The sequence below is a fragment of the Chryseobacterium sp. genome (assembly GCF_022869225.1).
Classification (GTDB): domain Bacteria; phylum Bacteroidota; class Bacteroidia; order Flavobacteriales; family Weeksellaceae; genus Chryseobacterium.
On record NZ_JALIHL010000001.1, the window covers coordinates 4222308 to 4235757 of the forward strand.

12 protein-coding genes and 1 pseudogene are annotated in these 13450 nt (G+C 37.3%); 8 read left to right on the forward strand and 5 right to left on the reverse strand.

The window, feature by feature from the left end:
- The first annotated feature begins 19 nt into the window (after positions 1–19).
- From dnaX to MUW56_RS19780, 5 genes are all read left to right on the forward strand, one after another.
- Positions 20–1105 (forward strand): DNA polymerase III subunit gamma/tau, encoded by a 1086-nt coding sequence (dnaX, locus tag MUW56_RS19760; protein ID WP_292014806.1) that lies wholly within the window; start codon positions 20–22, stop codon positions 1103–1105.
- Positions 1106–1137: 32 nt separating this feature from the next.
- A complete protein-coding gene (locus MUW56_RS19765; protein ID WP_292014807.1) occupies positions 1138–1719 on the forward strand; it encodes a hypothetical protein in 582 nt (193 codons plus the stop codon).
- Positions 1720–2115: 396 nt separating this feature from the next.
- Positions 2116–3195, forward strand: coding sequence for a chorismate mutase (locus MUW56_RS19770; RefSeq protein WP_292014808.1), 1080 nt, complete (start codon positions 2116–2118; stop codon positions 3193–3195).
- 179 nt (positions 3196–3374) lie between these two features.
- Positions 3375–4301: a ribosome small subunit-dependent GTPase A gene (gene rsgA / locus MUW56_RS19775; RefSeq protein WP_292014809.1), complete on the forward strand. Its 927-nt coding sequence runs from the start codon at positions 3375–3377 to the stop codon at positions 4299–4301.
- 570 nt (positions 4302–4871) lie between these two features.
- Positions 4872–5288, forward strand: a complete 417-nt coding sequence (locus MUW56_RS19780; RefSeq protein ID WP_291937390.1) for a nucleoside-diphosphate kinase — start codon at positions 4872–4874, stop codon at positions 5286–5288.
- Between the two features lie 114 nt (positions 5289–5402).
- On the opposite strand, the gene MUW56_RS19785 is transcribed toward MUW56_RS19780, so the two are convergent.
- On the reverse strand, positions 5403–7247 hold the full coding sequence (locus MUW56_RS19785) for an alpha-L-fucosidase (RefSeq protein WP_292014810.1): 1845 nt from the start codon (positions 7245–7247) through the stop codon (positions 5403–5405).
- 270 nt (positions 7248–7517) lie between these two features.
- Here MUW56_RS19785 and MUW56_RS19790 point away from each other — a divergent pair, with 270 nt between their 5' ends.
- On the forward strand, positions 7518–8003 hold the full coding sequence (locus MUW56_RS19790) for an anthrone oxygenase family protein (RefSeq protein WP_292014811.1): 486 nt from the start codon (positions 7518–7520) through the stop codon (positions 8001–8003).
- Between the two features lie 201 nt (positions 8004–8204).
- Here the strand turns inward: MUW56_RS19790 and rpe are convergent, their stop codons facing one another.
- Positions 8205–8855, reverse strand: coding sequence for a ribulose-phosphate 3-epimerase (gene rpe, locus MUW56_RS19795; RefSeq protein WP_292014812.1), 651 nt, complete (start codon positions 8853–8855; stop codon positions 8205–8207).
- Positions 8856–8978: 123 nt separating this feature from the next.
- Positions 8979–10051: pseudogene (locus tag MUW56_RS19800) on the reverse strand (M28 family peptidase).
- A gap of 51 nt (positions 10052–10102) precedes the next feature.
- On the opposite strand from MUW56_RS19800, the gene MUW56_RS19805 reads away from it, so the two are divergent.
- Positions 10103–10807 carry a DUF4294 domain-containing protein gene (locus tag MUW56_RS19805; protein ID WP_292014813.1) on the forward strand — a complete coding sequence of 235 codons (705 nt, stop codon included), beginning with the start codon at positions 10103–10105 and terminating at the stop codon, positions 10805–10807.
- A gap of 23 nt (positions 10808–10830) precedes the next feature.
- Here MUW56_RS19805 and MUW56_RS19810 read toward each other — a convergent pair whose 3' ends face one another.
- Positions 10831–11247 carry an NUDIX hydrolase gene (locus MUW56_RS19810; protein WP_292014814.1) on the reverse strand — a complete coding sequence of 139 codons (417 nt, stop codon included), beginning with the start codon at positions 11245–11247 and terminating at the stop codon, positions 10831–10833.
- 186 nt (positions 11248–11433) lie between these two features.
- Positions 11434–12108: a tRNA (5-methylaminomethyl-2-thiouridine)(34)-methyltransferase MnmD gene (gene mnmD / locus MUW56_RS19815; protein ID WP_292014815.1), complete on the reverse strand. Its 675-nt coding sequence runs from the start codon at positions 12106–12108 to the stop codon at positions 11434–11436.
- A gap of 85 nt (positions 12109–12193) precedes the next feature.
- Here mnmD and MUW56_RS19820 point away from each other — a divergent pair, with 85 nt between their 5' ends.
- Complete coding sequence (locus MUW56_RS19820) at positions 12194–13264, forward strand: branched-chain amino acid aminotransferase (RefSeq protein WP_292014816.1); 1071 nt, start codon at positions 12194–12196, stop codon at positions 13262–13264.
- Positions 13265–13450 lie beyond the last annotated feature (186 nt).

Below are 13450 nucleotides of genomic sequence, written 5' to 3' on the forward strand. Positions count from 1 at the left end.
TATTTCTTACTTTTGACCAATGGAAAATTTTATAGTATCTGCAAGAAAATATCGCCCTCAGGAGTTTGATACGGTTGTTGGGCAATCCCATATTACGGATACTTTAGAACATGCAATAGAGGAAAGCCAGTTAGCTCAGGCTTTACTTTTTTGTGGTCCTCGTGGTGTGGGTAAAACTACTTGTGCCAGAATTTTGGCTAGAAAGATTAATGAAAAGGACGGTTCCGTTTCAGAAGATGGCTTTGCCTACAATATCTATGAACTGGATGCTGCTTCCAACAACTCTGTAGATGATATCAGAGAACTTATTGATCAGGTACGTTTTGCCCCTCAGGTAGGAAAATATAAAGTGTATATCATTGATGAGGTACACATGCTGTCTTCTGCAGCTTTCAATGCGTTCCTTAAAACACTTGAGGAACCGCCTGCACATGCCATTTTTATTCTGGCAACTACAGAAAAGCATAAAATCATTCCTACCATTTTATCCAGATGCCAGATTTATGACTTCAAAAGGATTATTATTGAAGACATTCAGGGGCATTTAAGAAATATTGCGCAGAAAGAAAATATCCAGTATGAAGATGATGCGTTGTATCTGATTGCTCAAAAGGCTGACGGGGCACTGAGAGATGCCCTTTCCATATTTGACAGGCTTTCTACTTTTTCCCAGAAAAACATCACGCTCGCTAAAGCTGCTGAAGTCCTTAATATTTTAGATTACGATCAGTATCTGAATATTGTAGACCTGGCTAAAGAAAACAAAATTCCCGAAGTCCTTTTTGCATTGAATGAAATTGTTAAAAAAGGCTTTGACCCCCATATTTTTATTGCAGGATTAGGAAATCATTTCAGAGATCTTATGATGGCACAAAATGCCGCCACCATAGAACTGATTGAGGTGGGCGAAAAAACAAAGGCCCGATTTGTAGAACAAAGCCAGAAATGGAACGCCCAGCAGCTGATCGATGCCATTGAGATCTGCAATCATGCGGATATCAATTATAAAAATTCAAAAAATCCAAGACTTACAGTTGAAATTGCACTGATGCAGCTGGCTTCTCTGACAGCTAATTCAGGCGATACTAAAAAAAAAAGTTCTTAATACTGGCTCCCTTTCTCAGTGAAAAGCAGGAAGTGAAAATTCCTGAAAAAGCTCCGGAGAAAAAAGAAACACCCGCAGCCCAACCTCCCATAAAATCCGACAGTCTGCAGGAAACCGCAGTACAAAAGACCAATAAACCTTTATCGAAACAGGGAGCCTCTTTAGGATTCAGTATCAATTCTTTCCTGAATACAGAAGAAAAAGTGACGGTAGAAGAAACCGTAACGGTAAAGACTGAACACCTTCCGCAAAACCATTTTACAGATACAGATTTACAAATGGAGTGGAATCTTATGCTTAAGCAGCTTCAGAGAAAAGACAGCTTTGTTTTCAATGCGGTAAAAACCTTTAAACTGCTCAAAGAAAAAGAGAATAAGATTAAAGTTTTATACCCGTCTGATTCTGCCAAAGTAGAATTTGATAAAATAAGTGGAGAATTTTTTAATCATTTCAGAAGAAAAGTTCACAACCACACGATTGAGGTAGATTACCTGAGAGACGTTGAAAATATGAAGATTGAAGTCGTTACCAAAAGAAAAATATTTGAAAAATTTATCGAAAAAAATCCACTTTTGAAAGATCTTGATGATTTAATGAAGTTTGATTTGACATAATTTTTATATATTTGTAAAATATTGTTGTGAAAAATAATTTTTTCGACAAAAACAAATAGTAACAAGAAACGCTAAAGCAAGACATTTCCAGCCCAAAAAATGGAAAAATTATTGAACTCATATCTGTCTTATTTTGCACCCGCTAATTATTTTTTTAGCGGTTATTTTAGCTTTTCTGCTTCTTATTATAGAAATTTCAGAACGTATTACCGATTTTATTGGTACTGTTAACTGAATTTCTTTCCAAAAAATACAGGAGGCGTAAAGCCCTTTTATTCTCCTGATTCCTTTAAAAACATTGAACGGCATTTTTTGAAAAGATTTATAAAGTAAATTTTATAATGAAAGGGCTGTGCTGTGAACTTAATAAAAATAAAAAAACAATACATTTAGAATATGAACTTAAAAGAATTAAAAAACGATTGGATCAATGGGCTTACACAGCCTTTGATGATTGCAGGACCATGTAGCGCGGAAAGCGAAGCTCAAATGCTTGAAACAGCTAAAAGAATTAAAGAATCAAATGCACAGGTTTCTGTTTTCCGTGCGGGAATTTGGAAGCCTCGTACTAAACCGAACGGTTTTGAAGGAGTAGGAGTGATCGGTTTGAACTGGCTGAAAAAAGTAAAAGAAGAATACGGATTTAAAACAGCTACTGAAGTAGCCAATGCCCACCATGTGTTTGCAGCACTGGAAGCAGATGTAGATGTTCTTTGGATCGGAGCACGCTCTACAGTGAATCCTTTTACTGTTCAGGAAATTGCGATGGCTTTAAGAGGAACAGATAAACCTGTGTTTGTGAAAAACCCTGTAAATCCAGACCTTGCACTATGGATTGGGGCATTGGAAAGGCTTTTAGGACAGGATATTAAAAACCTGGGTGTTATCCACAGAGGATTTTCAACATACCAGAAAACCAAATACAGAAACAACCCGAACTGGCAGATTGCTTTAGATTTCAAAAGCCAGTTTCCTAATATTCCGATGTTGATAGACCCTTCTCATATCTGTGGGAACAGAACAGGATTGGCAGATATTACTCAGGAAGCTCTTAACGTTGGATACCAGGGGGCTATTATTGAAACACACTCTAACCCGGATGAAGCATGGAGTGATGCTGCACAGCAAATTACCCCTGAGGTATTGGCTGAGCTTATCGGAAACTTAAAAGTTAGAAATCCAAACCTTGCAGGATTTGAAGGGGAAATGGGAAGACACAGGACATTGATTTCTGATATTGACTTCCAGTTAATTGAGCTGCTTTCCCAGAGGATGAAAATATCCGAAAAAATCGGTAAGCTTAAGAAAGAAAATGACATTGCCATCTTCCAGCCTGAACGCTGGAAAGTTATTACGGAATATGCCAGCCAAAAAGCGAAAGAAACAGGAATGTCTCATGAATTTATAGAAAAAGTATTCAAAGCAATTCACGAAGAATCTATTGAAGTACAGAATAATATCATGATTGAAAGATAATAGATAACAGCGATCAGGATCAGGATTAGGGAGAAGTCCTCCCAAGTTTTACTGATGAAGCGCTCTGTTAGTAATAATAGGGCTTAGGGAATCTGGATTAAACGAAAATTGTAGCATTTGTTTTCAACTATATCCTAAACCCTAAGCCCTAATTTCTTATATTTGCACCAGCATTATCTATGAAAGGAAAAATCATCAAATCTACAGGCAGTTGGTACCAGGTTTTGGAATTGGAAACTAATAAAATTTTCGAAGCCAGAATCCGGGGGAAGTTCAAACTGATCAAAACAAGGCTTACCAATCCGCTTGCTGTTGGAGATTTTGTTGAGTTCCAGCTGGAACAGGATGATATCGCGTGGATTACCAAAATTGATCCCCGCAGAAATTATCTGATCAGAAAATCGGTAAACCTATCCAAAGAAGCCCATATTATTGCTTCCAATATCGATCTGGCATGTTTTATCTTTACGCTGAAACATCCGGAAACTTCACTTGGTTTTCTGGACCGGTTCTTAGCCTGCTGTGAAGCTTATAATATCACCCCTCTGATTCTGTTCAATAAAATGGATGTGCTGCATGAAGAAGAAATTGAGATCGTAAAAGATATTGAATTTCTTTATCAGGAAATAGGATATGATACTTTAGAAATTTCATCTTACTCCAGGTTGAATCTTGATCAGCTTAAGGAACTTCTTAAAGATAAGACTTCTGTATTCTTCGGTCATTCGGGTTGTGGAAAATCTACACTGGTGAACGCATTGCAGCCGGGCCTTAATCTGAAAACTTCTGAAATATCAGACACTCATCTTAAAGGGAAGCATACCACCACTTTTGCCCAGATGCACTTTTGGGATTTTGGTGGAAATGTTATTGACACACCGGGAGTACGCGAGTTTGCGATGATTGACATCGAAAAAGAAGAGGTACAGCATTATTTTCCCGAAATCTTCAAAAAAAGAGAAGAGTGTAAATTTCATAACTGTCTTCATATTAATGAGCCAAAATGTGCCGTTACCGAAGCTCTGGAAACCGGAGAAATTCAGCATTCCCGTTATTCCACGTATATAAAACTAATGGAAGAAGCAGAAGAAGCCTCTCAAAAATAATCAGATTTTTATTCTTACATGATCATAGCAGATTATACAAATAATCTGTACTTATTCCCCCTGCATATTTCCCGGAAGAAAATTTTATCTGAACAGGCTGCATTTTTATAAAAAATAGGAATGTCCATTTTATTTTTTTAATCAAAAAAAAACTAATTTTAGAATAACTCCACTTTTTGGCATTGAAAATTTGTCATATTCTGCCTTTTTTTGATACCCGGAAATGGATTGAGAACTGCTTTTTGAAAAAAAAATATTTTTTTTTCATTATTTCATTGATTGAAATAGAAGCAATACCCTGTAAATATGATTTTATATGGTTTTTAATTTTATCAAATCCGCAATAAAATCACTGAATTATTGCAAATAAAAAACCCAGCCGAAGCTGGGTAAAAACTAATAACCATGAAAACTCAAATTAAACATGAGAATCGCAATAGAATAAACAATTACTGTGCCAAAGTTTAATCTGTCATTTCTTAATAAAAGTTATTTTTATGTTAAAAAAAATTTAAAATAAAAATCAAAGATATTTTTTGTAATTTTGCGCCATTAAAAAAATATACATTTATGTCTAACATTACATTCACTATGATTAAGCCTGATGCAGTTGCTGACGGACATATCGGTGCTATATTAGGTAAGATTGCAGAAGGAGGTTTTAAAATCAAAGCTTTAAAATTAACTCAGCTTACAGTGGCTGATGCTAAAAAATTCTATGAAGTACATGCTGAAAGACCATTTTATGGGGAGCTGGTAGAATTCATGAGCTCAGGACCTATCGTAGCTGCTGTTTTAGAAAAAGAAAATGCAGTTGAAGACTTTAGAACATTAATCGGTTCTACAAACCCTGCAGAAGCAGCAGAAGGTACGATCAGAAAAATGTTTGCAAGAAGCATTGGTGAGAACGCTGTTCACGGATCAGATTCTAACGAGAATGCTCTTATCGAAGCTCAGTTCCATTTTTCTGGAAGAGAGATTTTCTAAGAAATTTCCTAACGAAATAAAAAATCCGGAGAATTTCTCCGGATTTTGTTTTTACACCAGGTCAGATCGCTTTACCTACAGCATTATGCACCTGGAAATCCGGCGGCTGAAGGTTTAAAGATTATTCTCTATTGCACCGATCTTTTCCCTGTAAAGCTCTAAAGGCTTATCCAGCAATACTGCAATGACCGTAATATTCTTATCAAGCCTATCCTTGGGAATATCAATATAAATAATTCCAGGCCTGTCACTCCAGTAAAGTTTATTGTAAATTTCATGATTAAGTAAGGTTCCTTCACCTACAATTCTTATTCTGGCAATTCCGTTTTTGATTCCTTTCAAAGCGATGGGGCCTGTCGGTTCGCCTTCTACAAAAAGATAGAGGGTCTGTTTATCCTTTGAAAGAGTGCTCATACCGGAATAATGCCCGTCCGGCAATCCTTTGCCGGTCTCAAATAAAGCTTCCGCATGTGTACTGATCCATTGCTGTGTTTCAGGGTTGCTTTGCGGTGTTTTGGGCAGCTGCATATCAAGTCCGTCTTGGGTAAGTCCGGAATTCATGAATATATTTTCTCCCCGATGCAGGGTTTCAGCGATGTCATATGCTGCCGATTGAACATTTTTTTGAGCCAGTAATTCGGAAAGCGTATATTGTTCCTTTTTTAAATCTTTGACAAATACAGGCGGCTGATCAAAAGTAAGCTCAACAACAGTAACATCCTGATCAAATTTTACTTTTGAAAAATGAAGTGTCAGTGTCTTTTTGTCACTATAATCACTATTAATGACAGCCTGGCCGTTTCCAACGATTTTAACGGAGGTGGGTTTTGTTGCGAGCCCGTAGATTTTAGTCAGACTTTTGGCTTCTTCCAAATAAAGAAATAAAGACTTTTTGGCTTCGGAAAAAGAAGATTTGCCTTTGTAATTTTCAAAGGGGATTCCCCGGTCTGTGCCATACACTGCTCTTTTGTTTTTTGAAACCCATCTTCCGAGATTCTTTAGAATTTCAACCTGCTTTTCAGGAAGACTTCCATCTGCTTTTGGCCCTATATCAAGCAGTAAATTACCACCCATGCTGATGACATCTGCAAGTGTCCGGACCATCATATTGGGGGTTTTATAATGGGTGTCATAGGGCTGGTATCCCCACGAGTCATTCATGGTATAGCAGAGTTCCCAGTACGGGTTTTGAGGGGCAATAACCGGGATTCCCTGTTCCGGAGTATCATAGTCTCCATGATTATTAAGCCTTGAATTGATAATGATGTCGGGATTATATTGCCTTAAAATATCCAGGGTCTGAGAAGCTTTCCATTCTTCAGAGGTATGCTCCCAGTCACCATCAAACCATAACAGATCCGGTTTGTATCGGGAAGAGAGCTCATTCAGCTGAGTTTGATAATAATGTATAAAACTTTGCCAGCGTTTCGGTTCATTTTTTATTTCATACCTTTTTTTTGTCCGGGTATTGATATCGTAATAAGGATGGCTCCAGTCGGGAAGAGAAAAATAGAGTCCGGTTTTTAATCCTGACTTTTTAAGATTTGATATAAAAGGACTTAAGACATCTTTTTTGGCAAGAGAATGATCAGGGATCGTGATTGCTTTTTCTCCCTTTGAGTTCCAGAGAGATACGCCGTCATGATGTTTGGAGGTGATAACCGCATATTGTGCCCCGGATTCCTTGATCAGTTCCACCCACTGGTCCGGCCGGTATTTTGAAGCTGAAAATCCGTTCAGCTGTTTCATGTAATTTTCATGGTTAATATAATTGTTGAAGAATGACCATGATTCGGAAATTCCATTGACGGAATAAATTCCCCAATGAATAAAAATACCCAGCTTGGCATTTTTGAACCATTCCATCTTCTTTTGGGGCTCTGCCGATTGGGCTTTTACAGTGATGCTGTGTGATAGTATTAACCCGAGGATTACAGCTTTGATCAGTCTGTTTCTCATTTGTTTTTTTAATGATAAATATAAACAAAGGCAGCCTATTTTTAATCATTTAAACAAAATCTTACCTCAATAAAAAACATAAATCATGAAACTGAACCTTCAAACGTAAATTATTGTATTTTTAACAGGAAATAATGGAACATTTATTATAAAAATTCCTTTAAAAAGAAGGCTACGGAAATTCCAACGGTATTAACGGCCTGTTTATTAGCGGCAGGAGTGTTCCATTAAGGTATTCTGACGATTAACCATCAACCAAAATATATGAAAATGACCACTTTATTATTACTTATTACAGCTGTGCTTACTGCTTTAATCGGAGGGCTCTTCTATGCCTATTCCTGTTCTGTTGTTCTCGGATTGGGAAAACTGTCTGATACGGAATATATAAAGGCGATGCAGAGCATCAACAGGGAAATCCTTAATCCTGTGTTTTTTATGAGTTTTATAGGGACTGCGGTTCTTCTTCCTGTCTCTACATTTGTGTTCCGCGGACAGCAGCCTGTATTTATTTTTCTTTTACTGGCAACATTGGCTTATCTCATAGGCGTTTTTGGAGTTACGGCAGTTGGAAATGTCCCGATGAATGATATGCTTGATCGATTTGATATCTCAGGCTCTACGGCAGATGCCATTCGGCAGATGCGCGAAAGTTTTGAAAATAAATGGAATTTTTTAAATAACATAAGATCCCTGTTCTCTGTGGTCAGTATTGCCCTGGTAGTTTGTGCATGTATTTGGAACAGGGAAGTATAAGCGTAAGTAAAAATACCCATTGGTAAATTCGGTATTTCTACTGATGGTTATATAAGACTTTATGCAGATCTTTGTGTTGTTATCAAGAGCAGCTAAAAGATAAACGAATAGAAAGCTAATAACCACATCAATTCAAAATTCCAAAAATGAGAAAAGGCGGTTTGTGAGAACCGCCTTTTTTCTGTATAGTTGAGAATGATTTTAAATCTTTAAAAGCTCAATGGTTCTTTCCGGGCTTTCAGCAGAGAATACTGCATTTCCGGCCACTAATACGTCAGCTCCCGCTTCAAAAAGTTTTGATGCATTATCAAGATTTACACCTCCGTCTATTTCAATAAGTGCGGTAGAATTATTGCTTAAGATCAGGTCTTTGGTCTCTGCAATTTTTTTATAGGTGTTTTCAATGAATTTCTGTCCCCCGAATCCAGGGTTTACACTCATTAATAATACAAGATCCACATCTGCAATAATGTCTTCAAGCATTAAAACCGGAGTGGAAGGATTTAAAACAACACCGGCTTTAGCCCCTCTGCTCTGGATATGGTGAATTGTTCTGTGAAGGTGAGTACATGCTTCATAATGTACGGAAATCAGGTCTGCGCCATGATTGATAAATTCGTCAACGTATTTTTCAGGTTCTACGATCATTAAATGTACATCTACAAATTTTTTAGCATGCTGCTGAACGGTTTTCATTACAGGGAAACCGAATGAAATGTTAGGGACAAATCTCCCGTCCATTACGTCAATATGAAACCAGTCTGCCTGAGATCTGTTCAGCATTTCAATGTCTCTTTGCAGATTCCCAAAGTCTGCAGATAAAAGGGAAGGAGCAATAAGCTTCGTTTTCATTTTTACTTTATATTAGATATTTAGAGTCAAGAGCCAGGAACCAAGAGATGAGTTGTGAACATATAGTGCACTTTAACATCTATTTTAGGAGTCTTGAATCTTGTGTCTTTCCTCTTGATTCTATTAATGATACTTCAGTTTCATTTCCGGTTTGATGTTCAGAATCGTTTCGTAGATCAGTTTGATAACATTCCCCACATCTTCTTTAGAAACCATTTCTACCGTTGTATGCATATAGCGCAAAGGTAAGGAAATTAAAGCACTTGGTACACCGCCGTTAGAATGGGCAAAAGCATCCGTATCTGTGCCTGTCGCTCTGCTTGCTGCCGCTCTCTGGAAAGGGATCTTTTTTGTTTTGGCGGTATTAATGATCAGTTCCCTGATCGTGTGGTGTACACTTGGAGCAAAGAATACAACAGGCCCTGCACCACATTTCTGATCTCCTTCTTTTTTCTTCTCAATCATTGGGGTAGTGGTATCGTGGGTAACATCCGTTACAATGGCAATATTAGGCTTAATGGTATCGGCAATCATATCGGCACCGTATAATCCTACTTCTTCCTGAACAGAATTGGTGATGTAAAGCCCAAACGGAATTGTTTTTTTGTTTTCTTTCAGAAGTCTTGCTACTTCAGCGATCATAAACCCTCCGATCCTGTTGTCCAGTGCTCTGCAGACAAAATACCTGTTATTCATCTCGAAGAATTCGTCCGGATAGGTGATCATGCATCCTACGAAAATTCCCATTTCTTCCACTTCTTTTTTAGAAGTGGCCCCGCAGTCGATGAAAATATTCTCAATTTTCGGGGTAGGTTCATTCTGGTTGGTTCTGGTGTGGATGGCCGGCCATCCGAATACTCCCTTTACAATTCCTTGTTCTCCATGGATGTGAACTACTTTTGAAGGGGCAATGTTTGATCCGACCCTCCGTTTCTGATCACATAGATCAATCCTTCATCCGTAATATAATTGATGTACCATGAAATTTCGTCAGCATGAGCTTCAATCACTACTTTAAATTCAGCTTCGGGATTTATTATACCATAACAGGTTCCGTAATGATCCACTTCAATTTTGTCTACATAAGGTCTGATATACTCCATCCATACTTCCTGTCCTTTGTGTTCGTAACCCGTTGGCGATGAGGTGTTTAAATATTTCTCTAAAAATTTCAAAGATTTCTTTTCAAATTTCATAAAAAGGAATGATTTTTGCGTTTAATTTTTGTTCTAATAAGTGTAAAAATAATGAATTTTAGTAAGATTATCTGCCTTTTTATTTTCTTTTTTGGAGTCAGCGTTTTTGGTCAAAAGGATACTATAGTGGCAAAACCTCTAAACCAATACCCGCCGGAATCTCTAAAAGTGGATGAATTCGGTAATAAGTATTATTACGACGAGCAGCAAAAGGTTAAAGTCTATGAAATAAACGGTGAGCCTGTCGTCGTGCTGGACGAGTTGGTTTTGGTCAATAAGCCGAGATTCAACAATCAGCTGGATAAGAATTACTATTATTTCCTCAATAAAAAGCTGTACAGGGTATATCCGTTATTTGTAACAGCTTTACAGCAATACAGAGATATCCAGGTAGACATGAACGATATGGATAGCAAGGCTAAGAGAAAGTTTGTAAGAGACAGACAAAGTATGCTTGCCGATCAGTATGAAAAACAACTGAGAGATCTTACGACTACTGAAGGCCAGGTTTTTGCGAAGTTAATGAACAGGGCTACCGGTAAAAATGTATATGAGATCATCAGAGAGCTGAGAGGAGGATTCAGTGCTTTTTGGTGGAATTTGAAAGGCAAAATGGCAGATATCGATCTGAAAGACAGATATGATCCCCATAAAAACAGAAGTGATGAGTTTATAGAATCATTGCTGCAGTCCAACTGGAATTCAGGTTATTTAAAACCTTACCCGGGGGCAAGTCAGTTTAAAGTCAAAAAATAAAATATAAAATTCCTGTAAGCATCTTACAGGAATTTTTCTTTTAATTTATCAAATACGATTTTGTCTATAGGTAGAGGAAACGGGTTGTCCGGTCTGTCGATCGCCATCCATTCTGTTCTTTCAATACAGGGATCCATAATCAGGAAATCTTCTTCATTGGTGATATTGACGATATAATATATGGTAAGAAGCTGTTCATTTTCCCTGAAGCGGGAAACCAGAAAGTTTTCCTGGGTATACAAATGTTCTACGACTTCTATTTTCACATTAAGCTCTTCATCGAACTCTCGGTGCAGGCATTCCAGTACTCCTTCGCCATATTCTAATCCGCCGCCCGGAAATTTCACTAAAGGTTCGCCGGCATATTCTTCAAATAAAGTTAAAACCTTTTTGTCTTTTACAGCACAGGCATACACTCTAATGTTGATCTTGTCTATCATATATATAATGTATAATATTTTGTAAAGCTAAAGTAAGGAATTTTCCCGAAGCGCGAAAGAAGCTGGTAAGGCAAAGGGCGCTGAGAAGGCTAATACGGGATAATGTATCAATAAAGTACGAAGCCAATTTTCATACCTGCCTTTATGATCCCTGCTATTCACTTCTGGTTCTTTCCTTCCTGCGCCTTACAATTTAACAGCATTGATCATTTCTCTTTTTCCCGGAGGTCCCTGTTTTTTCTCTACCTGGAAATTGAGCTCCTGAAGAATTCTCCTTACGCTTCCTTTAGAAGAATAGGTTGTTAATAATCCATTAACGGCCATTTTGTCAGAAACCATTTCAAAAAGGGGTTTTTCCCAAAGATCAGGCTGTACCCTGGCTCCGAAACAGTCAAAGTAGACCAGATTGATTTTGGGTAAATCAGTGTCTTTCAGGCTGAAAAAGTCACATTCTATCTTCTTTAAATTGAAACCACTGGTGATTTCAACTGACTTTTCCCAATCTGCCAGATGAATTTTCTGATAAATATTTTTTAATTCTGGGTTATCAAAAAGTTCAAAATAGGCCAAATCGTTCACTTCGGATTCATTTATGGGGTATTTTTCGAGCGAAAAATAATTGATGACATGATTTTTGTCAGTTTTTAAATATTCATTAATTGTCACTAAAACATTCAAACCTGTTCCAAAACCGAGTTCTAAAATATTAATTTCGCAATCATTTATCAAATTCAATCCATTTTTGATAAACACGTGTTCGGCTTCTTGTAGGGCCCCGTGATGAGAATGGTAGTTTTCATTTAAATAATTGATAAACAGTGTTTTACTACCGTCGTTTGTGGTCTTAATTTCTCTTTTCAAGCTATTTTTTTGTCAAATTTACTCTAAAATTTTTATATTTAGAAAATTATGTTAAATTTGTAGAACATCGTAAAAATTTTAAAAAATGATAATTCAAAAAACTGAAAACTCCAGAATTTCTACATTTGACCCAAACAATTTTTCATTTGGTGGTACTTTCATTGATCATATGATCATATGTGAGTATGAAGATGGGAAATGGGGTGATGTAAAATTAGTTCCTTACGGTCCAATACCATTTACACCTGCCATGATGGGAGTAAACTATGGGCAAGCTTGTTTTGAAGGTATGAAAGCCTATAAAGACAAAGACGGGCAGGTTTTCCTTTTCAGGCCTGAAAAGAATTTTGAACGTATCAACAAGTCAGCGAAACGTCTAGCGATGCCTGAGGTGACTAAGGAAATGTTTTTAGACGGTTTAAAAGCATTGGTAGATATCGACAGAGAATGGATTCCTCAGGGAGAAGGAATGTCATTATATATCAGACCATTGATCTTTGCTACGGAGGAAGCTTTAAAAGCAAGAGTATCTAATAAATATATGTTTGCTATCGTTGCAACACCGGCAAAGAGTTACTATGCTGAGCCTGTTTCTGTAAAAATTTCAGATCACTATTCAAGAGCGGCAAACGGTGGAGTAGGTTCTGCTAAGGCAGCTGGAAACTATGCAGCTTCTTTCTATCCTACACAATTAGCGATCGAAGAAGGTTATGAACAAATCATCTGGACTGATGATGCTACTCACGAATATTTCGAAGAGAGTGGTACAATGAATGTATTTGTAAGAATTAATGATACGATCTATACGCCTCCGACCTCTGAGAAAATCCTTGACGGGGTAACAAGAGACAGTTTTATCCAATTGGCCAAGAGAAGAGGAATTGAAGTGAAAGTAGAACCTATTGCTGTAAAAACGGTGATCGAAGCATTGAAAAACGGCAGTCTTAAAGAAGTTTGGGGAGTAGGTACAGCAGTAGTTACAACTGAATTCCAGGCTTTAGGATTTCAGGGTGAGAAACTTGAACTTCCAAGGTTATCTGAAGAAGAAAGCTATGCAGCGATCCTTAAAAAAGATTTGGTAGATTTGCAGAACAATCTTTCTGAAGATCCATTCGGATGGAGAGTGGCAGTAGACCACGTTTTGGAAACAGTTTAATATTTATAGAATAAACTATATGAAAGCCGGGATATTCCCGGCTTTTTTGTATTTATTAATTTAAACTGTGCAAAAACAGTTGATTTTAGGGCACCAGCGCTTAAAGCAAAGCGCCCCTTTATTCTCAAGAACTTAAATTTCTCTTAATGGTTTGAAGGTTTTTTTTTGAAATGAAGTGAATTTTCA